The organism is Micromonospora sp. CA-248212, from assembly GCF_050948405.1.
Classification (GTDB): domain Bacteria; phylum Actinomycetota; class Actinomycetes; order Mycobacteriales; family Micromonosporaceae; genus Micromonospora.
Window position 1 is genome coordinate 3,300,604 of sequence record NZ_CP192023.1, and the last position, 23,190, is coordinate 3,323,793.

At 70.0% G+C, this 23,190-nt stretch carries 18 protein-coding genes; 10 read left to right on the forward strand and 8 right to left on the reverse strand.

Going from position 1 to position 23,190, the window contains the following annotated elements:
- Positions 1-50: 50 nt before the first annotated feature.
- The gene (locus tag ACQP03_RS15845) at positions 51-920 is read right to left on the reverse strand and encodes a PAC2 family protein (protein WP_269678735.1); all 870 of its coding nucleotides are present in this window, start codon (positions 918-920) and stop codon (positions 51-53) included.
- Positions 921-1,182: 262 nt separating this feature from the next.
- Between ACQP03_RS15845 and metH the strand changes: the two genes are divergently transcribed.
- The 5 genes from metH (at position 1,183) to ACQP03_RS15870 (ending at position 8,754) form a co-directional block, all read left to right on the forward strand.
- Positions 1,183-4,698, forward strand: a complete 3,516-nt coding sequence (gene metH, locus ACQP03_RS15850; protein ID WP_433461055.1) for a methionine synthase — start codon at positions 1,183-1,185, stop codon at positions 4,696-4,698.
- 63 nt (positions 4,699-4,761) lie between these two features.
- The gene (locus ACQP03_RS15855; protein ID WP_357119356.1) at positions 4,762-5,190 is read left to right on the forward strand and encodes a hypothetical protein; all 429 of its coding nucleotides are present in this window, start codon (positions 4,762-4,764) and stop codon (positions 5,188-5,190) included.
- A gap of 127 nt (positions 5,191-5,317) precedes the next feature.
- On the forward strand, positions 5,318-5,728 hold the full coding sequence (locus ACQP03_RS15860) for a hypothetical protein (RefSeq protein ID WP_357119353.1): 411 nt from the start codon (positions 5,318-5,320) through the stop codon (positions 5,726-5,728).
- Complete coding sequence (gene fxsT, locus ACQP03_RS15865; RefSeq protein WP_433461056.1) at positions 5,725-8,220, forward strand: FxSxx-COOH system tetratricopeptide repeat protein; 2,496 nt, start codon at positions 5,725-5,727, stop codon at positions 8,218-8,220. Before ACQP03_RS15860 ends, fxsT begins: the two co-directional genes overlap by 4 nt.
- A gap of 72 nt (positions 8,221-8,292) precedes the next feature.
- Entirely contained in the window at positions 8,293-8,754 is a 462-nt protein-coding gene (locus tag ACQP03_RS15870) for a hypothetical protein (RefSeq protein WP_357398374.1), read from the forward strand.
- Positions 8,755-8,770: 16 nt separating this feature from the next.
- On the opposite strand, the gene ACQP03_RS15875 is transcribed toward ACQP03_RS15870, so the two are convergent.
- The 3 genes from ACQP03_RS15875 to ACQP03_RS15885 form a co-directional block, all read right to left on the reverse strand.
- Positions 8,771-9,307 carry a GNAT family N-acetyltransferase gene (locus ACQP03_RS15875; protein ID WP_357170235.1) on the reverse strand — a complete coding sequence of 179 codons (537 nt, stop codon included), beginning with the start codon at positions 9,305-9,307 and terminating at the stop codon, positions 8,771-8,773.
- A gap of 403 nt (positions 9,308-9,710) precedes the next feature.
- A complete protein-coding gene (locus tag ACQP03_RS15880) occupies positions 9,711-10,319 on the reverse strand; it encodes a peptidoglycan-binding domain-containing protein (RefSeq protein ID WP_357119341.1) in 609 nt (202 codons plus the stop codon).
- Between the two features lie 47 nt (positions 10,320-10,366).
- Positions 10,367-11,086, reverse strand: a complete 720-nt coding sequence (locus ACQP03_RS15885; RefSeq protein WP_357170241.1) for an SDR family oxidoreductase — start codon at positions 11,084-11,086, stop codon at positions 10,367-10,369.
- Positions 11,087-11,212: 126 nt separating this feature from the next.
- Here ACQP03_RS15885 and ACQP03_RS15890 point away from each other — a divergent pair, with 126 nt between their 5' ends.
- Together ACQP03_RS15890 and ACQP03_RS15895 are read left to right on the forward strand one after the other, a co-directional pair.
- On the forward strand, positions 11,213-12,100 hold the full coding sequence (locus ACQP03_RS15890; protein WP_357119335.1) for a LysR family transcriptional regulator: 888 nt from the start codon (positions 11,213-11,215) through the stop codon (positions 12,098-12,100).
- 13 nt (positions 12,101-12,113) lie between these two features.
- The gene (locus ACQP03_RS15895) at positions 12,114-12,554 is read left to right on the forward strand and encodes a VOC family protein (RefSeq protein ID WP_357170244.1); all 441 of its coding nucleotides are present in this window, start codon (positions 12,114-12,116) and stop codon (positions 12,552-12,554) included.
- An 82-nt stretch (positions 12,555-12,636) separates the two neighbouring features.
- Here the strand turns inward: ACQP03_RS15895 and ACQP03_RS15900 are convergent, their stop codons facing one another.
- A complete protein-coding gene (locus ACQP03_RS15900) occupies positions 12,637-15,984 on the reverse strand; it encodes a GH92 family glycosyl hydrolase (protein WP_357398377.1) in 3,348 nt (1,115 codons plus the stop codon).
- Positions 15,985-16,210: 226 nt separating this feature from the next.
- Here ACQP03_RS15900 and ACQP03_RS15905 point away from each other — a divergent pair, with 226 nt between their 5' ends.
- Positions 16,211-16,651, forward strand: coding sequence for a GNAT family N-acetyltransferase (locus tag ACQP03_RS15905; RefSeq protein ID WP_357398382.1), 441 nt, complete (start codon positions 16,211-16,213; stop codon positions 16,649-16,651).
- Here the strand turns inward: ACQP03_RS15905 and ACQP03_RS15910 are convergent.
- On the reverse strand, positions 16,648-17,556 hold the full coding sequence (locus ACQP03_RS15910; RefSeq protein ID WP_357398384.1) for an NAD-dependent epimerase/dehydratase family protein: 909 nt from the start codon (positions 17,554-17,556) through the stop codon (positions 16,648-16,650). The two genes, ACQP03_RS15905 and ACQP03_RS15910, sit on opposite strands and share 4 nt — an antisense overlap.
- Before the next feature lie 104 nt (positions 17,557-17,660).
- Here ACQP03_RS15910 and ACQP03_RS15915 point away from each other — a divergent pair, with 104 nt between their 5' ends.
- Together ACQP03_RS15915 and ACQP03_RS15920 are read left to right on the forward strand one after the other, a co-directional pair.
- Complete coding sequence (locus ACQP03_RS15915) at positions 17,661-18,089, forward strand: VOC family protein (protein ID WP_357398386.1); 429 nt, start codon at positions 17,661-17,663, stop codon at positions 18,087-18,089.
- A gap of 69 nt (positions 18,090-18,158) precedes the next feature.
- Positions 18,159-18,743 (forward strand): hypothetical protein, encoded by a 585-nt coding sequence (locus ACQP03_RS15920; RefSeq protein WP_357398388.1) that lies wholly within the window; start codon positions 18,159-18,161, stop codon positions 18,741-18,743.
- A 255-nt stretch (positions 18,744-18,998) separates the two neighbouring features.
- On the opposite strand, the gene ACQP03_RS15925 is transcribed toward ACQP03_RS15920, so the two are convergent.
- Positions 18,999-21,830: a PQQ-dependent sugar dehydrogenase gene (locus tag ACQP03_RS15925; protein ID WP_357398168.1), complete on the reverse strand. Its 2,832-nt coding sequence runs from the start codon at positions 21,828-21,830 to the stop codon at positions 18,999-19,001.
- A gap of 87 nt (positions 21,831-21,917) precedes the next feature.
- On the reverse strand, positions 21,918-23,186 hold the full coding sequence (locus tag ACQP03_RS15930) for a ThuA domain-containing protein (protein ID WP_433461058.1): 1,269 nt from the start codon (positions 23,184-23,186) through the stop codon (positions 21,918-21,920).
- Between the last annotated feature and the right edge of the window lie 4 nt (positions 23,187-23,190).

Here is a 23,190-nt window from a genome sequence, read left to right on the forward strand (position 1 = left end):
GAGACGGGCCCCCGGACCAGAGGAGGTCCGAGGGCCCGCGACGGACAGTGCTACCAGGAGCCGGCGGTGGGGCCGGCCGAACCGCCTCGACGCCGCAGGTACTTCTCGAACTCCTGGGCGATCTCGTCACCGGTCAACGGGGTGATGCCCTCGTCGCCGACGCGTTCCTCCAGCTCGCGGACGTACTCGCCCAGCTCGGCGTCCTGCTCGGCGGCGCTGCGTACCCGCTGCTCCCACTCGGCGGACTCCTCGGCCAGGTCGGCCATCGGCACCGGCAGGTCGACGACCTCCTCGACCCGGTGCAGCAGGGCGAGGGTGGCCTTGGGGCAGGGCGGGTTGTTGGCGTAGTGCGGCACGTGCACCCAGAACGACACGGCGTCGACCTCGGCGCGGGCGCACGCGTCGTGCAGTACGCCGACGATGCCGGTCGGCCCGTCGTACCGGGTGGGGGTGAGCTGGTAGCGCTCCGCGGCCTGGGCGTCGGAGGCGCTGCCGCTGATCGGCAACGGCCGGGTGTACGGCACGTCGGCCAGCAACGCGCCGAGCAGCACCACCCGCTCCACCTCCAGGCTGTGGCAGATCTCCAGCACCTGCTCGCAGAACGTCCGCCAGCGCATGCTCGGCTCGATGCCCCGGATCAGCACCACGTCGCGGTCGGTGCCTTCGGGGCTGGCCACCATGAACCGGGTTGTCGGCCACTCCACCCGGCGGGTCTCCCCGTCGGCCATGGTGATGGTGGGCCGGCTGACCTGGAAGTCGTAGAAGTCCTCCGGGTCCAGCTCGGTGATCTGCCGGGCGTTCCAGACCTGTTCCAGGTGCTCGACGGCCGCGGTGGAGGCGTCGGCGGCGTCGTTCCAGCCCTCGAACGCGGCGATGGCCACGGGGGACCGCAGGACCGGCAGTCCGTCGAACTCGGTCACGCCGTCACCTCACCCTGCTCGTGGCGGCCGGCACCGGGACCGCGCCCGGTTGTCGGACCGTGGTGCACGATGGCGTCCCTGTTCTCCTTCACGTCCGTCAGCCTACGTGCCGGGCAGGGATGCGGCCCGTCGGCCGCGCCGGTCCACCCACTGCGCCACCGGGCATACGGCGGCGAACCGGACAGGGTGATCCGCCCGACACAATATGGGATCGGGCGTGGACGGGGCTCGGGTTCGCGTGGGGCCGCACTAACCTGAACGGGTGCGGACTTCGTTGCTGGATGTGCTGGCCGATCGGATCCTCATCGCCGACGGGGCGATGGGCACGATGCTGCAGGCCGCCGACCTCACTCTCGACGACTTCGACGGCCTCGAGGGATGCAACGAGATCCTCAACGTCACCCGCCCCGACGTGGTGCGGGGGGTGCACGACGCGTACCTGGCCGCCGGCGCGGACTGCGTGGAGACCAACACGTTCGGCGCCAACCTGGCAAACCTCGGCGAGTACGACATCCCGCAGCGCATCCGCGAGCTGTCCGAGGCGGGCGCGCGGATCGCCCGGGAGGCCGCCGACGCGGCCAGCACGCCGGAGCGGCCCCGCTTCGTGCTCGGCTCGATCGGCCCAGGCACCAAGCTGCCCACCCTCGGTCACGCCGGCTACGCGACCCTGCGCGACGCGTACCAGGAGAACGCTGCCGGCCTGATCGCCGGCGGCGCGGACGCGCTGATCATCGAGACCTGCCAGGACCTGTTGCAGGTCAAGGCGGCGATCGTCGGGTCGAAGCGGGCGATGGCCGAGCTGGGCCAGCGGGTACCGATCATCTGCCACGTGGCGGTGGAGACCACCGGCACGATGCTGGTGGGCAGCGAGATCGGCGCGGCCCTGGCGGCGATCGAGCCGCTCGGGGTGGACCTGATCGGGTTGAACTGCTCGACCGGCCCGGCCGAGATGAGCGAGCACCTGCGCTACCTGTCGCAGCACTCCCGGATCCCGCTGTCGGTGATGCCGAACGCCGGCCTGCCGGTGTTGACGGCCGACGGCGCGTACTTCCCGCTGACTCCCGTGGAGCTGGCCGAGGCCCTGGAACGGTTCATCTCCGAGTACGGCGTGGGGCTCGTCGGCGGCTGCTGCGGCACCACCCCGGAGCACATCCGGGTGCTGGCCGAGCGGCTGCACGGCGTCACCGCGTCGCCGCGCGAGCCGCGACACGAGCCGGGTGTGTCGTCGATCTACCACCCGGTGCCGTTCGCCCAGGACGCCTCGGTGCTGATGGTCGGAGAGCGGACCAACGCCAACGGCTCCAAGGCGTTCCGGGAGGCCATGCTCGCCGCCGACTGGCGGGCCTGCGTCGAGATCGCCCGTAGCCAGGCCCGCGACGGCTCGCACCTGCTCGACCTGTGCGTCGACTACGTCGGCCGCGACGGCACGCGGGACATGCGCGAGCTGGCCGGCCGGTTCGCCACCGCGTCGACGCTGCCGATCATGCTGGACTCCACCGAGCCGGCCGTCGTCGAGGCCGGGCTGGAGATGCTCGGTGGCCGCTGCGTGGTCAACTCGGTGAACTTCGAGGACGGCGACGGCCCCGACTCCCGGTACGCGCGGGTCATGCCCATCGTGCGCGAGCACGGCGCGTCGGTGGTGGCGCTGCTCATCGACGAGGAGGGGCAGGCGCGCACGAAGGAGTGGAAGGTCCGGGTCGCCGCGCGGCTGATCGACGACCTGACCGGCCGGTGGGGGATGGACCGCTCCGACATCCTGATCGACGCGCTGACGTTCCCGATCGCCACCGGGCAGGAGGAGACCCGCCGCGACGGCCTTGAGACGATCGAGGCGATCCGGGAGATCGCCCAGCGGTACCCGGGGGTCAACTTCACCCTGGGCATCTCGAACATCTCCTTCGGCCTCAACCCGGCCGCCCGGCAGGTGCTCAACTCGGTGTTCCTGCACGAGTGCGTGCAGGCCGGTCTGAGCTCGGCGATCGTGCACGCCAGCAAGATCCTGCCGATGACGAAGATCCCCGACGAGCAGCGCGAGGTCGCGCTCGACCTGGTCTACGACCGGCGGCGCGACGGGTACGACCCGGTGCAGCGTTTCCTGGAGCTGTTCGAGGGCGTCGACGTGACCAGCGCGCGGGCCACCCGCGCGCAGGAGTTGGCGGCGCTGCCGCTGGACGAGCGGCTCAAGCGGCGCATCATCGACGGCGAGCGCAACGGCCTGGAGGCCGACCTGGACGAGGCGATGGCCGGCGGCCGGTCCCCGTTGTCGATCATCAACGACATCCTGCTGGACGGCATGAAGGTCGTCGGCGAGCTGTTCGGCTCCGGGCAGATGCAGCTGCCGTTCGTGCTCCAGTCCGCCGAGGTGATGAAGACCGCCGTGGCGTACCTGGAACCGCACATGGAGGCCACCGAGGACGGCGGCAAGGGCCGCATCGTGCTGGCCACCGTGCGCGGCGACGTGCACGACATCGGCAAGAACCTGGTCGACATCATCCTGTCCAACAACGGCTACGAGGTCGTCAACATCGGCATCAAGCAGCCGATCAGCGCGATCCTCGACGCCGCCGAGCAGCACCGCGCCGACGCGATCGGCATGTCCGGGCTGCTGGTCAAGAGCACGGTCATCATGAAGGAGAACCTGGCCGAGATGGCCACCCGCGGTGTTGCCGAGCGCTGGCCTGTCCTGCTGGGTGGGGCGGCGCTGACCCGGTCGTACGTCGAGGACGACCTGCGCTCGACGTACCCCGGGCAGGTGCACTACGCGCGCGACGCGTTCGAGGGTCTGTCCCTGATGGACCGGGTGATGACCGCCAAGCGCGGCGGCGCCCCGGTCGTCGACCCGGAGCGCGAGGCGGCGCTGGCCGCCCGCCGGGCCCGCCGCGAGCGGCAGCGCACGCTGGTCACCGACTCGCTGCCGGAGCTGCACGACTCCTCGGTCCGCTCCGACGTGGCCGTCGACGTGGAGGTACCCACCCCGCCGTTCTTCGGCACGCGCGTCGTCAAGGGCGTTCCGATGGCCGACTACGCGGCGTTGCTCGACGAGCGGGCCACGTTCCGTGGGCAGTGGGGGCTCAACGGCGCCCGCGGCGGCAACGGGCCTTCCTACGACGAACTGGTCGAGACCGAGGGTCGGCCGCGTCTGCGGTACTGGCTGGACCGGCTGATCGCCGACCAGGTCCTGGAGGCAGCCGTGGTGTACGGCTACTTCCCGGCGTACTCCGAAGGAAATGACCTGGTGGTGCTCGACGAGAACGGGCACGCGGAGCGCGCCCGGTTCTCGTTCCCCCGCCAGCGGCAGGAGCGACGGCTCTGCCTCGCGGACTTCTTCCGGCCCAAGGGCGACCAGCTCGATGTGGTCGCGCTGCAACTGGTCACGGTCGGGCAACCCGTCAGCGAGTACGCGGCGAAGCTGTTCGCCCGCAACGAGTACCGCGACTACCTGGAGGTGCACGGGCTGTCCGTGCAGCTCACCGAGGCGCTCGCCGAGTACTGGCACCGGCGCGTGCGCGCCGAGCTGACCCTGCCCGACGGGCGTCCGCTGGGCCACGACGACCCGCAGGACCTGGCCGGCATTCTGCGCAACGACTATCGGGGCTGCCGGTACGCGTTCGGCTACCCGGCCTGCCCCGATCTGGAGGACCGGGCGAAGATCGTGGACCTGTTGGGCGCGGAGCGGATCGGCGTCGAGTTGTCGGAGGAGTTCCAGCTCATGCCGGAGCAGGCCACCGACGCCATCGTGGTCCACCACCCGGAGGCGAGCTACTTCAACGCCAAGTAGCGCCCCCGGCCTTGGCGGCATCGACGGTCCAGTCCGCCCGGCGGTCGTAGGAGGATGGGGGCCATGTCTGAAGCCTTCGTCGCCGAGCCGCCGTGCGCGGTGTGTGAGCGTCCGGCGACCCGCGTGGAACTTGTCGCACCGGATGGACAGCCGGTTGAATGGCAGCGCTGGTCATCGGCGCAGCGCGACGCCTACGCCGCCGCGCGGGAGCGCCACACCGGCCAGCGGTGGTGGCTGCTGTATTCCGGGGTTGCGGCGGGTAACGGGCTTGGACGACCGGCGGACCCGGCAGAGGCGCAGCGCATCGTCGACGCCTTCACCCCGCCGTACCGGTACGCCGCCGTCACGACGGCCGGCTTCTACGACGACGCCGGATTGTGCGCGCGGTGCGACGTCCCGTACTGCTCCCACCACTGGAACGTGTCCAGCACCGGCTACGGACGATGCCCCCAGGGGCACGGCAAGAGCCTCGACCCGCACTGGTCACCCTAGTGAGCCCTGATGCGCCGGAGGTAGCTCCTGCGGTGACTCGCGGTGGTTGAGGCCGCGCCCTTACGGTGCGTGCATCGGTGTGGTACTGATCGAGGTCGCTGGTTGCTGGCTCGGAGGGCGAGGGCTGATGGATCCGGATGTGATTTCGCTGGCTGGTGCGGTGGTGCCGTACGTGGCGGCGGCGGCCGGAGCGTACGGAGCGGGTGTGGTGGCGCGGGTGCAGGAGGTGGCAGCGGACGCGACGGTCGGTCTGGGTGGACGGCTGCTGCGCCGGTTGCTGGGACGGGAGGAGTCAGCCCCGTTGGTGGAGGCAGCGGTACTCGATGTGGCCGAAGATCCGGATGACGAGGATCGATTGGCGGCGTTGCGGTGGCAGATCCGCAAGGCGGTTGCTGCCGATGCGCGGTTGGCCGCCGAGTTGTCGCAGCTGCTGGCGTCGGCGGGGGTGACGATCACGGCGTCGGGTGAGCGGTCTGTCGCCGGCCAGACGATCAGCGGGGTGGTGATCACCGGGGACGGTGGCCAGGTGACTCGATGAGCGACCGGGATGCCCCCGGCCCGGGGGAGCCTGGTGAGGTGAGCGCCGAGGGCCGTCGGTCGATCGCGGCGGGGGAGATCAGCGGGCTCGCCATCACGGGGGACGACGCGAAGGTCGACGCGCGGCGCATCGAGCTGCACCGGGCGTCGACGGCGCCCGACACTGGGAAGCGGTTGCACAACCTGCCCAAGCCGTCGACGCGGCTGTTCGTGGGCCGGCAGGACGAGTTGACCGCATTGGAGGCGGTGATGTCCGCCGGTAGCGGGGTGATCTGCCAGGCGGTGCATGGCCTGGGTGGGGTGGGCAAGACCGAGTTGGCGTTGCAGTACGCCCACCAGCGGCGTGATCGGTACCCGGTGCGGTGGTGGGTGACCGCTGACAGCCCGGCGGCGATCGAGAATGGCTTGGCGGCGTTGACGGCCCGGATGAACCCGGAACTGATGCTGACGGCGACCGTCGCGGAGGCCGCGAGATGGGCCGTCGGTTGGTTGCAGAACCAGTCGGGCTGGTTGCTCGTGCTGGACAACGTGGAGCAGCGCTCACATGTCGAGCCGTTGTTGGCGCAGCTCGACACCGGGCACCTGTTGATCACCACGCGGCGCAACGTGAACTGGGAGGCGCTTGTCGACGGGTGTCTACGCCTGGACATGCTGGATCGCGAGTCCGCGGTGCGGCTGTTGCTGGAGCCGGGGGAGCAGCGGGATGTGTTGGCGGCGGCGGTGTTGGCCGACGAGTTGGGGTACCTGCCATTGGCGTTGCAGCAGGCGGCGGGCTACCTGAGGCAGACGCGCCTGCCGGTGTCGGTATACCTGGATCGGCTACGGGCGCAGCCGTCCGAGGTGTTGAACACCATCGCCGAGGGGGACCAGGCGGAGCGCGCGGTGGCCCAGGTGTGGCTCCTCACCCTCGACCAGCTACGCGAAGTCCGGCCGGCAGCGATCGACCTGCTGCGGATACTGTCGTGCTACGCGCCCGACGACGTCCCACGATCGATCTTGGCTGGTTATGCCGAGCAGGCCGGTGCTGTCGACCAGGCGTTGGCGGCGTTGGCGTCGTACAACCTGGTCACACTCACGCAGACGACCGTCAGCATGCACCGACTCGTGCAGACGGTGGTCCGCAGCCAGGCGCAGACGCAGGTTGACCACCACGACGAGCCCACCAATCCTGACGAGTCGTTGTGGCAGCAAGTCCTCGACCGCGCATTGGCTCTGCTCGACCGAGCCCGCCCACCAGGCAACCCCGCACAAGACGTCGACATCTGGCCGCAGTGGAGGGCATTTGTTCCACACGTCGACGCGCTCGATCACCACATGCCCGAGGACAGCGTCAATTTGACCCTCGCGTACCTGCTGGGCCAGGTCGCGTTCTATCACTACACGCAGGCGAGGTACGGCCAGGCTCTACAGGCTGAGGAGCGGGTGCTGAGGATCAGTGAGGCGGCGTTGCCGGCGGGGCATCCGGACATCGCGCTGAGGCTGGACAATCTCGCGTCCACGTTGGTGGCTCTGGGACGGGCGGGCGAGTCGCTGCCGTTGCGACTGCGCGCGTTGGAGATCAGTGAGGCGGCGTTGCGGGCGGGCCACCCCACAGTCGCGCTCCGACTCGACAACCTGGCGTACACGTTGGGGGCTCTGGGGCGGGCGGGGGAGGCGTTGCCGTTGCAGCGGCGGGCGTTGGAGATCAGTGAGGCGGCGTTGCCGGCGGGGCATCCGGACATCGCGCTCAGGTTGGACAACTTGGCGGGCACCTTGCGGGCGCTGGGGCAGGTGGAGGAGGCGCTGTCGCTGCGGCGGCGGGCGTTGGAGATCAGTGAGGCGGCGTTGCCGGCGGGGCACCCCATCATTGCCACCAGATTGGACAACCTGGCGTACACGTTGGGGGCTCTGGGGCGGGCCGGGGAGGCGTTGCCGTTGCAGCGGCGGGCGTTGGAGATCAGTGAGGCGGCGTTGCCGGCAGGGCACCCGGACATCGCCCTCCGACTGAACAACCTGGCGGGAACCTTGGGGGATCTGGGCCAAGCGGAGGAGGCGTTGCCGTTGCAGCAGCGGGCGTTGGAGATCAGTGAGGCGGCCTTGCCGGCCGAACACCCCGACATAGCGACCCGGTTGAACAACCTGGCGGGCACGTTGGTGGATCTGGGGCAGGCGGAGGAGGCGCTGCCGCTGCGGTGCCGGGCGTTGGAAATTAGTGAGGCGGCGTTGCCGGCGGGGCATCCCACGATCGCGGTCCGATTGGACACCTTGGCGTACACGTTGGGGACTCTGGGGCGGGCGGGGGAGGCGTTGCCGTTGCAGCGGCGGGCGTTGGAGATCAGTGAGGCGGCGTTGCCGGCGGGGCATCCCACGATCGCGCTCCGGTTGCACAACCTGGCGTACACGTTGAGTGCTCTGGGGCTGGTGGAGGAGGCGCTGCCGTTGCAGCGGCGAGCGGCCGAGATCAACGTGGAGATTCAGCGTAGGAGATCCAGTGCGGACGACGTCGCTGGATGACGGTCACGTCGCACTCTGATCGAGTATTGCCGCCGTCGAGGGACTGCGCTCGGTGCCGCTAGAGTTCGCGCCGTGAATCTCGTGATCGATGAGAGCAGCCGCCAGGTACGCGAGTTCGTGTGCCAGTGCTGCGACACGCAGGCGGACCGGACCTGGGCCAACATCTACGAGGGCGACACTGCCTTCGCTGTCTACTTCGCGAGCTGCTATCACCACAACGGGGTTCACGAGGCCTGGATCGATGCCATCTTAGGGACGTGGGGCCAGGATCGCGTCGACGACCACATCACGTTCGGCTGCCGGGTCGGTCCCGTGGTCGGTTCCCCGGCCCCTGCCGCGACGCTCGTGAACGGTGGCGAGGTGGGCGGTGACAGTCCGGTCTTCGGACGCAAGCTCAGCCGGGAAGAGGGGCTGAGTCATCCGAGGATCGCTGAGTTCTGGCAGGTCGTTGACGTGATCCTGGAACGGGACGACCTCGTGCGTCGCCACGTGTACGGGCCGGTCGCGCCGGACGGTGCGCGGCCCGGGCAGTAGCCCGCGACGTCGACGGTCAGGGGTTCTCGTTGACCGACGGGTCGGCGTCAGCCGAGGCGCCGTCGGCGAGCTGGGCGACCATGGTGTCGGCGTCGTCGAGCGACTCGACCGTGTGGAAGCCTTCGCTCGCGTAGAGCTTCGCGGCGAAGTTGGCCCGCTCCACGCTCAACGACACCGCCCGTAGGCCGCGCTCGGCTCCGACGGACAGCACCGCGCGTACGAGCGCCCGGCCCACGCCGCGATTGCGCCAGGAGTCCACCACCCCGAGGGTCAGCTCGGGCACGTCGTCACTGACGTACCCGTAGCCCGGGTCGCCGGCGGTCAGGTGTCGGCACCAGGCCGCGCCGATCGGCCGATCAGCCGGATCCACGGCGACGACCCCGAAGTCTCCCGGGCGCATCCAGCCGGCGACGTAGTGGGCCAGCTCGGGCTTCGTCAGGATCTCCTCGCGTGACCAGTTGCGCTCGGGCAGCCAGTTGACGGCCTGCACGAGCATGTCGACCAGGAAACCGTCGTCTGCCGGCGTGGCGGTACGGATGTTGAACGTCGTCACCGCCGCAGCTTCCCATACGGGATCGAGGCGAGAGGCCGGGGCAGCGCCCGGTGGGCGCAGCGTCCACTGTCACGGGCGTGATCGTGCGTACGCGTTGGATAGGGTCACGCCCCGGCCGGCGACCTGCCGTCTGCCCGAGGGGCGCAACCCCGTTGACGGGTTGCGGTCCGTGGGTGGTTGCGCGGGCCATCCCGCCTGCCATCGACCCGGGCAAGCCGAGCAGACCACCGCCCGACCCGCCAGCGTCCGAACGTGCGTCAAAGCCATCCTGACGTGGCGGACCGGGCGGAGGCCTGCTCCCCGGAAAGGCGGGTCGACGGCATACGGGATGACGACAGCTACCGTAGCGCGCTGCTCTCAACCAACGGATTGTCCAGGAAAGAGAACCTGGAACAAGTGCCGGTTAACAGCCAGCCGTTGACGAATAGGAGGCTGGCCGCCAAGCTCCGTTGAGATATAGGTGATAGGTGCTGTCGATGCGACGGAACCACGCCCCACCGTTAATGCCGCGATCATAGTCGATATACGTGTCGGTTGTGCCCAACTTGAGAAAGTCGTCAGCTCGCCCCATGGTTTGAGGGCCGGCGGCGCCATCTATCGGTAGATGATAACGCGACTGGAAGGCTTCGGTTGCCGACTTTGTCATAGGTCCGAAGGCGCAGTCGACAGAGCCCGAATAGAGCCCCTCTCCCTTGAGGACCTGCTGCCAGAGGCCCGTGGCCAGACTGTATGAGTGAGAGGTGGTGCTGAGTATTCCCTCGTCCCCCCAGTCGTCATTGATCGAGTCAATCCCCTTGATGTAACCTTGTGAAACAGATGCGTTGGCGGGCGATACGAAGGCAGTCATGCCGCCAGTCAGAGCAACAATCGTGGCCGCAGCGCTTGCGAACGATCTCAACTTCATGCGAGTTGCCTCCGTTGGTGTTGGGCATTCCCGGTGAATGCTGGATTGGGGTAAATGCTTTCCTGCTCCGACATGCGCGGAATAATCAAGCACGTCAGTGGGGGTCATCGGGTGCCTGTCCTGGCATGGCGAGAGGGAGGCGAAGCGCGCCGTTCTCAGGCGAGCAGGGTGCCGCCGTCCACGGTGACCAGCGTGCCGGTGGCGTACGTCGACCGCAGGAGGTAGACGAACGCTTCGGCGACCTCCTCGGGCTCGCCCACGCGGCCGAGCGGCAGTGACGCGCTGAGGTGGGCGTACATCTGCTCTCGGGTGTCGTCGGGCAGTGTGTCCCACAGCGGTGAGCGGATGACGCCGGCCGAGACGGCGTTGACCCGGATCGGCGCCAGTTCGACGGCGAGCGAGCGGACCAGCGCGTCGATCGCTCCGGTGATGCCGGCGACCACCGACCAGCCCGCCTTCGGCCGGTGATTGGCGGTGCCGGTGGTGAGGGTGACCGACCCGCCGGGCCGCAGGTGCGGGAGCGCCGCGTGGACCGCCGTCAGCGAACCGAAGTAGCGCAGGTTGAAGGCGGTACGGGCGGCGGCGAGGTCGAGGGCGTCGACGGACATCAGCGCGAGCGGTTCGCCGGCGGTGTAAACGAGGTGGTCGAACGGGCCGAGCCCCTGGAACAGGCGCGTCACGTCGGCCGGGTCGGCGAGGTCGGCGACGTACCCCTGGGTGCCGGCCGGCAGGGCGGCGAGGGCGCGGTCCACGCTGTGCCGGTTGCGCGAGGCGACCACGACCTGGGCGCCCTCCTGGGCGGCCCGGGCGGCGGTCGCGAGCCCGATTCCCGAGGTGCCGCCCAGGACGACGACGCGCTGGTCGGTGAGGGTCATGATGGTCCTTCCGGATCGTTCGGCTGACGCTCACTACGGTGCGTCGGCACTGATGCTCACGTCCAAGACCTCTTTGAGCTGCTGTGATGCCCGACGGGTATCGTGAGTGCTGGACGGGAGGGTCGGATGGACGTCGATCTGCGTAAGCTCCGCTACTTTGTGGCCGTCGCCGAGGAGCTGCACTTCGGCCGGGCGGCCGCGCGGCTGCACATCGCCCAGCCGGTCCTGTCGCGGCAGATCCGGGCGTTCGAGCGCGAACTCCGCGCCGAGCTTTTCGTTCGGGATCGCCGCTCCACCGTGCTGACCGAGGCCGGTCGTCAACTGTTGGCCGACGCCGGTCCGCTTCTGGCCTCGGCCGAGGCCCTGGGTCGGCGGGTGCAGCGGGCGGCGCACGGCCGGCCGACGTTCACCATCGCGTTCATGCCGGGCATCATCGTCACGGCCGAGGCCCGTGCCATCGCTCAGCTGCACCCCGAACTGGCTGTCGGTGTCGTCCGCACCTCCCGGGACGACCAGGCCGAGGTGCTCCGCGAGGGGCGCGCCGACGTCGGCTACGTGCGGCTTCCGGTCGACCAGCGGGGCCTGCGCCTCCGCCCGCTGTTCACCGAACCCCGCGTCGTGGTCCTGCCCGGCGAACATCATCTGGCCGGCAAGGAGTCGGTCGACCTCGCCGAGTTGGCCCAGGAGCGCCTGCTTCAGGACCCGGACGCGGTGCCGGAGTGGCGGGACCTGCCGAATCGTCCGACGGACCCGGAGCCCCGCCCCCGGCCGGTGCTGACCTCCGTCGAGGAAAAGCTGGAGCACGTCGCCGCAGGGGCCGGGGTGGTGATCCTGCCGCTGTCGATCGCGAGGTTCTATACCAGGCCGGACGTCGTCCACGTGCCCGTCGGCGACCTCGCTGACAACCAGGTGTGCCTGGCCTGGGCCGAGAACAACCGGTCACCGCTGGTGCGGGAGTTCGTCGACATCGCCGCGCGGCAGGCCGGCGACGTCGGTCCCGGCGACCACACGTAGAGGAGGAACCAGCATGGCGATCCGGCGGATGGACAACGTCCTCATCGTGGTCGAGGACCTCGACGCGGTCATCGCGTTCTTCGTCGAACTCGGCTTGGAGGTGGAGGGCCGGGGACCGGTCGAGGGGCGCTGGGTGGAGCGTGTCATCGGCATCGACGACGTGCGGCAGGAGGTCGCGATGCTGCGTACCCCGGACGGTCACGGCAAGGTCGAGCTGGCGATGTTCCACGCGCCGAAGGCCGTTCGGCACGAGCCGGAGGACGCGCCGACGAACACCCTCGGCATTCGCCGGATCATGTTCGCCGTGGACGACGTCGAGGACACGATCGCCCGGCTGCGCCGCCACGGGGCGGAACTGGTCGGGGAGGTGCAGCGGTACGAGGACATCTTCCTGCTCTGCTACGTCCGCGGCCCCGAGGGCATCGTCGTCGGGTTGGCCGAGGAGCTGCGCTGAGCGCCACCGCCCGGCGTGCAGCCGGCGCGTACCAATGAGGGCCTGCTCCGCCGAGTGGCGGAGCAGGCCCTCGTGTCTCGCGTCAGTCCGTCGCCACCCCGAAGAGGTGGATGACGCCGCCCTCGGCGGTGGTGGGCAGCGTCAGGCTCGCGAGCCGCTTGCCCGGCTGCAGGTCGATCGGGGTCGTCGCGAAGACGTACGTCGCCACCGGCTCGACCCCCGAGCCCATCTTGTCGCGGTACGTGGTGTGCACCGCCGTCACGTTGCCGAACGACGGCTGGTCGGACCCGCCGCCCAGCGTCCAGTCGCTGAAGCCGACCGTCGCCTGCTGCGTCGTGCCGTCGGTGTACGTCAGCGTCAGCGTGCCGCTGGTGGCACCGAACGCGGCGCTGCCCAGCAGGCTCAGCTTCGTGTCACCCTCCGCCGCCTGCACGCTGAGCACCTGACCGCCGCCGCCGACCAGGATGTTGTCCGGGTCGCCTGGGGCCACGTTCGGCCAGGTGAAGTCGAACCCGTTGGCCGACACGGTGGATCCCGGCTTCACCCCGGCGGCTTCGAGCGCCGTGGCGGAGTAGCTCCAGCCGCCGGTGTCGAAGTTGGCCTGCGGATTGGTGTCGTCGGCCGAGATGCCGTTGTTGTTGAGGTTCCACAGCACGCTGTCCCGCACGGCGACCGTCACGGGGATGGTGACGGTGGGCAGTGCCGTACCGGAGGTGGTGGTGGCGGTCACCGTCACGGCGTAGGCGCCGGGCTTGAGGTCGGCCGGCGCGGAGACGGTGAGCTCCCTGCTGCCCAACCCGTCGCCGGCCAGTCTGAACTCGCCCTGCCTGGGCGTGACGGTCAGGCCGGCGGGCGCGCTGACCTTCCAGCGCGCGGTGGTGGCAGCCTCGGTCAATGCCTGGATCTTGTACGTCGTCGCCGAGGTGCTGCCCGGCTCCACCTTCAGCGTCTGCGGGCTCGCGCCCGTCAGGTACGGCCGCCGGCCGTCGCCGTACGAGGGCGGGGCGTCGGCGGGGGAGCTGCCCCACTTGGTGTTCGGCTTGTCGCCGAGTACGAAGGAGACGGTGCCGCCCTTGTTGACGAGGGTGTCGGGGACCCAGCTCCGGGTCGACGTCCTACCGTTGACCTTGACCGACTGGATGTACGTGTTCTGGGCCGACGCGGCCGGGGCGTCGACGGTGATCCGGCGGCCGGGTCCGGCGTCGATCACCGCGCGCCGAAAGAGCGGCGCGGTGAGCACCAGGTCGGCCCGGCTCGGGTTCTGCGGGTACATGCCCAGCGCGGAGAAGACGTACCACGACGACATGGTGCCGGCGTCGTCGTTGCCCGGGATGCCGCCGGGGGTGTTGCCCCACAGCTGGTCCATCACCGCGCGGACCGTCTGCTGGGTCTTGTCGGCGGCGCCGAAGTAGTTGTAGAGGTAGGGCGCGTTCATGTCCGGTTCGTTCGTGGGGTCGTACCGGGTGAGGTCGCGGGCCGAGAAGTCGAAGGCGCCGTCCGGCGTACGGAAGAAGGCGTCGAGGCGCTGCTCGGCCACCTTGTTGCCGCCCATGGCGCGGGCCAGGCCGGCGACGTCGGAGTAGACCATCCAGGTGTAGCGGGCACTGCTGCCCTCGACGAACCCGCTCTCGGTCGCGGGCTGGAAGTCGCGCTCCGCCCAGGTGCCGTCGGCCTTGCGGGAGCGCGGGTAGCCGCCCTGCGCGGTGGCGGTCAGGTCGAAGACGTTGCTCCAGGTGCCCGACCGCTTACGGAAAATCCGCTCGTTCGCCTGGTCGCCGACCTGCCCGGCGAGCTCGGCGAGCGCGGAGTCGGCGACCGCGTCCTCCATCGTCTCGGCCGCGCCGCCCCAGCAGGAGCAGCCGTCAGCGGGGACGTAGCCCAACTCCAGGTACTTGTCGAGGGCGGGACGCTGACCGACGCACGCCACGTTGCAACCGGCGCTGTCGGAGTCGTTGGCGTTCGGCACCGTCGCCGCGGTGATCAGCGACCGGAGAGCGCCCTTGACGTCGAAGTCCCGGCCGCCGAAGGCGTGGATGCCGGCGATCGCCGGGGCCGACGGGTCGCCGGACATGACGCTCGTCTTGCCGTGCTGGAGCAGCCAGCGGTCCCACTCGCCGCCCCGCTGGGTGGCGTAGTTGAACAACGACTGCGCATAGTCGCTGCCCGCCTTCGGGTTGACCAGCGTCATCAGCTGCACCTGGGCGCGGTACTGGTCCCAGCCGGAGAAGGTGCCGTACTGCGCGTCCTGGCCCTTGGTGAGCCGGTGCGGCGTGCCGTCGGCGCCGAGGTAGCGGCCGTCGACGTCACTGGTCAGGGTGGGTTCGAGCATGGAGTGGTACAGCGCCGTGTAGAAGGTGCTGAGCTGGTCGTTGGTGCCGCCGCCGACCTTGATCTTGCTCAGCTCGCGCTGCCAGGCCGCCGTGGCCTCCGACCGGACCGCGTCGAAGCTCTTCTGCCGTGGGTTCTCCGCCCGCAGGTTGGCCTCGGCGTTGTCCAGGCTGACGTACGAGATGGCGACCTTCACGCCGACGGTCGTGGTGCCCTGGGCGAAGGTGACGTACGCGCCGGACCCCTTGCCCGGCACGGGGTTGCCCGCGTCGAGGCCGGTGCCGCCGGTCGCCGTCGTGGCGTCCGGCGTCCGGGTGCCGTCCTGCCACGTGCCGACCTTGGCGAAGGGCTGGTCGAAGTGGGCGGTGAAGTTCAGCGTGTACAGGGACTTGCGGTTGTTCTCGCTGTGCGGGCCGCAGAAGTTGCCGGCGGTGACCGAGCCGGTGACGGTCCGGGCCGCGGCGTCCACCCGTACGGTGGCGTCGGTGCTGCCGGTCTCCGAGTTGGAGGTGCGGAACAGCATGCTGGCGGGCTGGTCGGCCGGGAAGCCGAACCGGCCCGAGCCGGTGCGCGGGGTGGTGGTCAGCTCCGCCGACGCGCCACTGTCGAGGCCCACCCGGTAGTAGCCGGCCCGCGCGGTCTCGTTCTGGTGGGAGAAGCTGCTCGCGTACGTCGCGTCGGAGGTGTCGACGGACGGCGAGGAGTTGACGTCGCCCACGACCGGCATGATCGGGATGTCGCCCGCGCCGCCGTTGCAGCCGACCCCGTTGAGGTGGGTGAGGCTGAAGCCGCGGATCCGGGTCGCGCCGTACTCGTAGCCACCGGGCGCGGGGGTCGAGGTCTGCTTGCCGGCGCTGGTCTGCGGGCTCCAGGCCAGCATCCCGAAGGGGCGGACCGCTCCGGGGTAGGTGTTGCCGAGGTTCGTGGAACCGATCAGCGGGTTGACGTACCCGGCGGGGTCGGTGACCAGGCGGACAGGCGCGGCGGCCGCGGCGGGTGTGCCCGCGGAGACCGCCGCCAGCGCCGCCACGGCCACGGCGGTGGCGGCGGCGAGGGTTCGGCGTTTGGCGGTGTACGCCAGGCGCGCCGATGTGTCTGACACAGTGTTGGCCCTTCGGTTGGCACCGTCTGCACGAAGCTCGGCGGCGGCGACCCGTCACGCGTTCGCACTCCACATCGGAGCCACGCACGGGTTTGACAACGTTGTCTAATCGGCGATGATGCTTCCCCTCCCACCCAGGGCTGTCAAGATCCTGATCGCGATCGGTCACGCGGGGGACGTGCCCGCGCGGACAGCGCTCGCCCATCGTCGCCGCTACGCTGCCGGCATGTTCCGTGCGGCCCGGCCCGACGACTTCGCGCAGATCATCCGCCTCTACCGACAGCTGAACCCGGACGATCCGGTGTTGGACGACGGCACCGACCTGGCGGCCTTCGCGCAGATCCTCCGCTCACCAGGCCTGCGGCTGTTCGTCCTGGAACTGGACGGGATCGTCGTCGCCACCACGTACCTCAACGTGATCCCCAACCTCAGCCGGTCGGCGTCGCCGTACGCGGTGATCGAGAACGTCGTCGTCGAGGAATCGCGGCGAGGTACCGGTCTGGGTCGGCAGATCATGGCCGGCACGCTCCAGGCCGCCTGGGACGCGGGCTGCTACAAGGCGATGCTGATGACCGGCTCGCGGAACCCGGCCACCCACGCCTTCTACCGTGCCTGCGGGTTCTCGGCCGACGTCAAGACGGCGTACCTCGCGCGTCCACCCGGCTAACCGGGGAAGGTCTCGCGCAGCGCGGCGTCCAGCGAACGGCCGGTCGTCGGCTCGATGAACAGCTCGGCGAGCAGAAGGTCGGCGAGGAAGGTCGGGTTGATCCCGGACTCCTTGCGACCGAGCGCCTGCGCCGCGCCGCCCAGCCGCAGCGCCGTCCGCGCCGCGCCGGCCGGCAGCCGGCCGACCCGGCGGCGTCGGCCGACCGCCTCGGCGATGCGCCCGAGCATGTCGTGCCAGGTGAGGTTCTCGTCGGCGACCGGGATGTCCGCGCCGCTGGCGCTCTCGAGGGCGTCGGCCGCGACCTCGGCCACGCTGCGCGCCGAGGCCGCGGCGCTTCCGCCGGTCGGCGCCAGCAAAGGGGTACGAGAGCGCGCCCACCGGTCCAGCGGCCCGGCCCAGTTCGGCAGCCGGTCACCAGCCCGACCGAAGACGAAGGGCAGCTCGAGTACGGCGACCGGCAGGCCCACGCCGGCGGCGGCACGCCCCTCGCGGGCCTGCTCCAGCCGGCAGCGGATGTACGTGTGCCGCTCACCGAGCCGCCACTGCGGATGGAGCCGGTCGAAGTACGTGTAGTACGAGCCCATCACCACCCCACGGGTGAGGCCCTCGTCGCGGGCGGCGGTGAACAGGCGTACCACCGGATCGACGTTCTCCCGCCGGAACTGCGGGTAGATCGGCTTCGGCAACGGCCGCTGCTCGTCGGTCCGGGTGGCGTACACGACGCCGTCGTGACCGGCGAGCAACGACCGCAGCTCGTCGATCGAGGCGGACCCCACATCGAGCAGGTGGTCGACCCCCGGCTGGGCGGAACGCGCCACCGAGGTCGTGTCGTGACCGCGCTCGCGCAGCACCTCCACGACGTGCGCGCCGATCAAGCCACTGCCACCCACCACGAGAATTCGCACGCTGAATCGTCCACTGTCCAGCGGGGTGTGTGTCAAGTACGGTGCCGCCTGCGGATGCGACGGCAGCGTGGCCCGGCCAGAATGGCGTCCGGAGGTGATCGAGGATGGTCGACCAGGAGGGCGTTCCCCGGCTGACGTCGGTGGTGCTCGACGGCACCGACGCGCGGGAGTTGGCGGAGTTCTACCGGCAGCTCATGGGCTTCGTCTACCGGCCCGGCGACGAGCCACCGGCGGACGGCCGACCCGACGAGCGCGGGCGTGACTGGTTGGTGTTGCGGTCCCCGGATGGTGGCCCGCAGATCGCGGTCCAGCAGGTCGACAGCCTGCCCGAGACGACGTGGCCGAAGAACGATGTGCCACAACAGCTACACCTGGACCTGACCGTGGATTCCGTCGACGAACTGCTGGTCCAACACGAGCGCGTGCTGCGCCTCGGCGGCCGGCTGCGCTACGACCGGATCGAGGACCCCGAAGAGCCGTTGCGCGTGTACGCCGACCCGGCCGGCCACCCGTTCTGCATCATGGTGGGATAGAGGCGTCCGTATCCGTGCGTGACCGACGCGTGACCGTGGCGGGCGCGATCGTTAAGAACGGGGTCGAGGATGCCGGAACCGCGCGCCTTCTGGCTGGACGAGCAGTTCGACCGCGAGCACGGCGTCGACGGCCACGGCCGGTACGAGGCCGAGGTGCTCCGCCGGATCGGTGACTTCGCCGAGACCTGGGGGGACTTCGCGCCGGTCGCGTTCGCCGCGACGGCCTGGCGGGTGGCCAGCGAGCTGTCGCCCGGCTTCGTCCGGTGGCACCGGCGGATCATCTCGGCGACCTGCCAACGCAGCCCGTGGGACGGCAGCATGGTCTGCGCGGTCACCGTGGCCTCCCGCTGGCCCGCGGAGCTGACCTGGAGCAAGCAGTGGCAACGCGACCGTGGGTGGGAGAACTGGCCGCAGTTGTTCGGCCAGTTCACCACGCCCACCGAGCAGGACCGGACGCGCCGCCCGTACCTGCGGGCGCTGCTCCAGGTGGAGGCCCCGCTGCCGCTCGACGGCCTGCCGCCGACACCCGACGGTCCCCACGACAATGTGCCCGCCGCGGCGCGGCGGGCGGTCGTGGTGCTGGCCAGGGAACTCAACGATCTGCTGGCGCCGGTGATCGGGCAACTCGACAGCGGAGTCCCCGCCGACTCGTGACGGCGGGGACCCCTAGGGCCTGCTTCATGAGAACTGGTCGGCCTGCGGCGGGCCCGGACGACGACCGGCAGCGTTGCGGTTTCGTCCGGATACCGGTGTTGTATCCGGACGAAACCGCGCCTTGCCGGATCGCCGCCCGGACTCCGCCTCGGCTCGACCGCCCTTATGAAACAGGCCCTAGTCGACGCGGCGCGTCGGCAGTCGATGGTGCGGTGGGCCCGGCCCGGTCACCGAACGGGCCGGGCCCACCACGTGTCAGCCGGTGGTCAGGTAGAACTTCTCCCAGGCCCCGGCGGTCGTGCGGTTGGCGATCAGAGACCCGGCCCCGGAGTTCTCCGCGCACACGAACTGGTTGTTGATCGTGGCACGCAGACTGACCGTCCCGTCCGAGTTGTTGACGATCTGGAAGGTCTGCGCCGCCCCGATCGACGTGCCGGTGGCGACCAACGGTGCGGTAGTGCTCGTGGCCGAGACGTAGAGCCCGTTGGAGCGCGACTTCAGGGCGATGTTGCCGTTGCCGGCGTCCACCCGGTCGAACTGCTCGGTGCTGCCGACGCTGGCCTTGTTGGCGATCAACGCGGTGGTGCCGACCGCCGACACGTACTGGTTGTTGATCTGCGCCCGTAGCGTGGTCACCGGCGTGCTGCCACCGGTGCCGGTGGTGAAGGTGAACGCGTCCACGTCGAACAGGTAGCCCGACCCGCCCTTGAACACCAGGTACAGGGTGGTCGACGCGCTGGGCGGGTTGCTGATCGTGCCGGACACCTCGGTGAAGGTCTCCCAGTTGCCGGTCACCGGCACCGTGACGGTGCCCAGCAGGGTGCCGGTTGCCGACCCGGTCCGCACCTCGATCGTGCCGCCGGCCCCGGCCGACGACGCCCGCACGGTGATGCGGTTCGCGCCGGTCAGGTTGTACGGCGTGTACGAGATCCAGTCGTTGTTCTCGATGAACCCGGCCGTGCGGCCACCCTCGGCGCTGGTGTGGTCGGTGGCCTGGACGCCCGACTGGCCGCCGAAGTGCTCACCCTGGCGGTGCTTCGGTTGCAGCGTCCGGATGCTGTGCGTGGTCAGCCCGCCGTTGTCGGTGTAGGCGGCGTCGAAGACCCCGTAGATGTTCGCCGCGGAGTCGTGCTCGCCGTCGGTCGGGACGGTGATCGAGCCGCTGCACCCGTTCTTCGAGGTGATCTGGTGGGCGTGACTGTCGTGGCCCAGCGCGTACGTCAGGCTCACCTTGGAACAGTCGATGGTGCCGTCCTGCGGGTCGCTCACGCTGATCTGGTACGAGATGGTGTCACCGAAGTTGAACAGCTGCCCGTCGGCGGGCGAGGTGAGCGTCACCGTCGGCGCGGTGTTGCCCACGGTGACGACCAGGCTCGCCGTACCGGTCAGCCCGGTCGGGTCGGTGACCTTCAACGTGGGGGAGTACGTGCCGTTGGTGGTGTACGTCTTGGTGGGGTTCGCCGCCGTCGACGTGGTGCCGTCCCCGAACGTCCACAGGTAGCTCAGCGCCCCACCCTCGGGGTCGGAGCTGCCCGCCGAGGAGAAGTTCACCGTCAACGGGTTGGCCCCGGAGGTCGGGTTCGCCGAGGCGACCGCGATGGGGTTGCGGTTGCCGCCGCCGATGTACTCGATCCGGAACAGCGCCTGGTTGTTCGAGCCGGTGCCGTAGTCCAGCACGTACAGCGCGCCGTCCGGGCCGAAGGCCATGTCCATGACCTGCGTGCCGGACCACGGGAAGCTGGAGATCTCTCCCCGCGAGCCGTCGGCGTTGATGGCGATGGGCTTGATCCAGCGGCGACCGTACTCACCGGCGAAGAACAGGCCGTTCAGCGACTGCGGGAACTTGACGCTGGAGTTGAGCGAGGCGTCGTACCGGTACACCGGTCCGGCCATCGGCGACTCGGAGCCACTGCCGAACTCCGACGGTGAGCCGGAGTCGCCGGCGTACTTGATCCAGGCCGGCTTCGCCGCGGGCAGGGTCTGCAGGCCGGTGTTGCGGAACGAGTTGTTGGTCGGCCCACCCGTGCAGTTGTACTTCGACTGCGACGGCCCGGACGGGAAGGTGTATTCGTTGTATGTTTCGTTGCTGGTGTTGCTGCCGGTGCAGTACGGCCAGCCGTAGTTGCCCGGCGCCGTGATCCGGTTGAACTCGACCTGACCCTGCGGGCCCCGGCTGGAGTTGGTGCTTCCCGCGTCCGGGCCGTAGTCGCCGACGTAGACGACGCCGGTCGCCTTGTCCACGCTCATCCGGAACGGGTTGCGCATACCCATCGCGTAGATCTCGGGACGGGTGTTGGCCGTGCCGGGCGCGAACAGGTTGCCCGACGGGATGGTGTACGTCCCGTCCGCCTGCGGCGTGATCCGCAGCACCTTGCCCCGCAGGTCGTTCGTGTTGCCGGCGGAGCGCTGGGCGTCGAACTGCGGGTTGCGGTTGGTCCGCTCGTCCAGCGGCGCGTAGCCCGACGACTCGAACGGGTTGGTGTCGTCACCGGTGGTCAGGTACAGGTTGCCGGCGGCGTCGAAGTCCAGGTCACCGCCGACGTGGCAGCACTGCCCACGGTCGTTGGCGACCTGGAGCACGATCTTCTCGCTGCTCAGGTTGAGCGTGTCGTCGCTGTTGAGGGTGAACCGGGACAGCCGCAGGTGCCCCTTCCACCGGTCCCAGTCGGACTGCGAGCCGGTGGTGGGCGCGTCCCCGGACGGGGTGCTCAGCGTGGGCGAGTAGTACAGGTAGATCCACCGGTTGGTGGCGAAGCCGGGGTCGACGGCGACGCCCTGCAACCCCTCCTCGTCGTGGGTGTAGACCGACAGGGTGCCGGAGGTCTTGGTGTTGCCGGCCACGTCGGTCACCCGCAGGACGCCGTTGCGGGCGGTGTGCAGCACCGAGCGGTTGGGCAGGACGGCCAGCGACATGGCCTCGCCCAGCTCGGCGGAGCCGGTGGCGAGTTTGATCTGTTGGTAGTCACTGGCGGGAATCACCACCGCCTGCGCGGCGGGGGAGTTGGCGGCCACGGCCAGGGTCACACTCGCGACGGTGGTGACCGCCGCGACGAGTGCCCGGGACCAGCGCCGGGATTTCGAAAGCATGATCGTCCTTCCTCGACGACCAGGGCCGGGGCGTGCTGGGGCGCACCACGACCAGGTGTGGGTGGCGGGGTGTGGGTCGTGGTGCGGTCAGTTGGTGGTGACGAGGTCGAACTTCTCCCACTGACCGATGGAGGTCCGGTTGGCGATCAGCGGGGAGGAGCCTCCGTTGTCGGCGGCCACGTACCGGCTGTTCACCGTGGCCCGCAGGCTCACCGTGCCGTCGGAGTTGCGGATCAGCTGGAACGTCTCCCACGCGCCGGCGGTGGCCCGGTTGGCGATCAGCGCGGAGGCCCCGGCGTTCTCCGCCGCGACGAACTGCCCGTTGCTCTTGGCCTTCAGCGCGACGTTGCCGTTGGCGAGGTTGACCAGTTCGAACCGCTCACTGGTGCCGACGGACGTCTTGTTGGCGATCAGCGGGGTGCTGGCGTTGGCCGCGCTGACGTACTGGTTGTTGGCGCGGGCCCGCAGGGTCGAACCGGCGACGGCGGGCGGCGGGGTGGTCGGCGGAGCCGTCGTGGGCGGCGCGGTGGTCGGCGGCGGGGTGGTCGGCGGGGCCGTGGTCGGCGGCGGGGTGGTCGGGTTCGTCCCCGGCGAGCAGTTGGCGCTCACCGAACCAGCGGCGACCTGCAGGCCACCGAGCAGCATCCGGGTGAAGTTCGGGTCGGTGTACGACGCCTCGGTGTGCCCGAGACCCGTGTACCAGGCCCGTCCGCCGCCGTACGCCTTGCACCAGGTGATCGGGTGGTCGCCGTTCATGTTGCCGCCGCTGTAGGACGACTCGTCGAGGCTGGCGAGGATCCGTGCGGTGGACCGGGGGTTGGTGCGGTAGTTGTACCACTCGTCGGAGCGGACCCAGGTGGCGCCGAGGTGCGCGGTCGAGGGGTTGCTCCGGTCCTCGATCTTCACGGTCGCGGTCTGGATCGCCGGGTGCGAGTCGAACCACGCCCCGACCAACTGCCCGTACCACGGCCAGCTGTACTCGGTGTCCGCGGCCGCGTGCACGCCGACGTATCCGCCGCCAGCGGCGATGTACTGCTCGAAGGCGGTCTGCTGGCTGGAGTTGAGCACATCGCCGGTCGTCGACATGAAGACCACCGCCTGGTACTGGGCCAGGTTGGAGGTGGTGAACTGGTTGGCGTCCTCGGTGGCGGTCACGCTGAAGCCGTTGGCAGCGCCGAGCTGCTGGATGGCCGCGATGCCGTTGGGGATGGCCGAGTGCCGGAAGCCGGCGGTCTTGCTGAACACCAGGACCTTGGTCAGTGGTGCCGCCGAGGCGGTGGTCGGCAGCGCGACCAGACCGGCCATCATCACGGCCAGGCCGGTGACGAGGGCCAACAGGCGGGGACGGGAACGCATGGTG

Bases quoted from the DNA above. Each gene is read 5' to 3' on its own strand.
- ACQP03_RS15855 (WP_357119356.1), top strand. From the start codon at position 4,762: ATGTCTGAAGCCTTCGTCGCCGAGCCGCCGTGCGCGGTGTGTGAGCGT.
- ACQP03_RS15860 (WP_357119353.1), top strand. From the start codon at position 5,318: ATGGATCCGGATGTGATTTCGCTGGCTGGTGCGGTGGTGCCGTACGTG.
- fxsT (WP_433461056.1), top strand. From the start codon at position 5,725: ATGAGCGACCGGGATGCCCCCGGCCCGGGGGAGCCTGGTGAGGTGAGC.
- ACQP03_RS15880 (WP_357119341.1), bottom strand. From the start codon at position 10,319: ATGACCCCCACTGACGTGCTTGATTATTCCGCGCATGTCGGAGCAGGA.
- ACQP03_RS15885 (WP_357170241.1), bottom strand. From the start codon at position 11,086: ATGACCCTCACCGACCAGCGCGTCGTCGTCCTGGGCGGCACCTCGGGA.
- ACQP03_RS15890 (WP_357119335.1), top strand. From the start codon at position 11,213: ATGGACGTCGATCTGCGTAAGCTCCGCTACTTTGTGGCCGTCGCCGAG.
- ACQP03_RS15895 (WP_357170244.1), top strand. From the start codon at position 12,114: ATGGCGATCCGGCGGATGGACAACGTCCTCATCGTGGTCGAGGACCTC.
- ACQP03_RS15905 (WP_357398382.1), top strand. From the start codon at position 16,211: ATGTTCCGTGCGGCCCGGCCCGACGACTTCGCGCAGATCATCCGCCTC.
- ACQP03_RS15915 (WP_357398386.1), top strand. From the start codon at position 17,661: ATGGTCGACCAGGAGGGCGTTCCCCGGCTGACGTCGGTGGTGCTCGAC.
- ACQP03_RS15920 (WP_357398388.1), top strand. From the start codon at position 18,159: ATGCCGGAACCGCGCGCCTTCTGGCTGGACGAGCAGTTCGACCGCGAG.
- ACQP03_RS15925 (WP_357398168.1), bottom strand. From the start codon at position 21,830: ATGCTTTCGAAATCCCGGCGCTGGTCCCGGGCACTCGTCGCGGCGGTC.
- ACQP03_RS15930 (WP_433461058.1), bottom strand. From the start codon at position 23,186: ATGCGTTCCCGTCCCCGCCTGTTGGCCCTCGTCACCGGCCTGGCCGTG.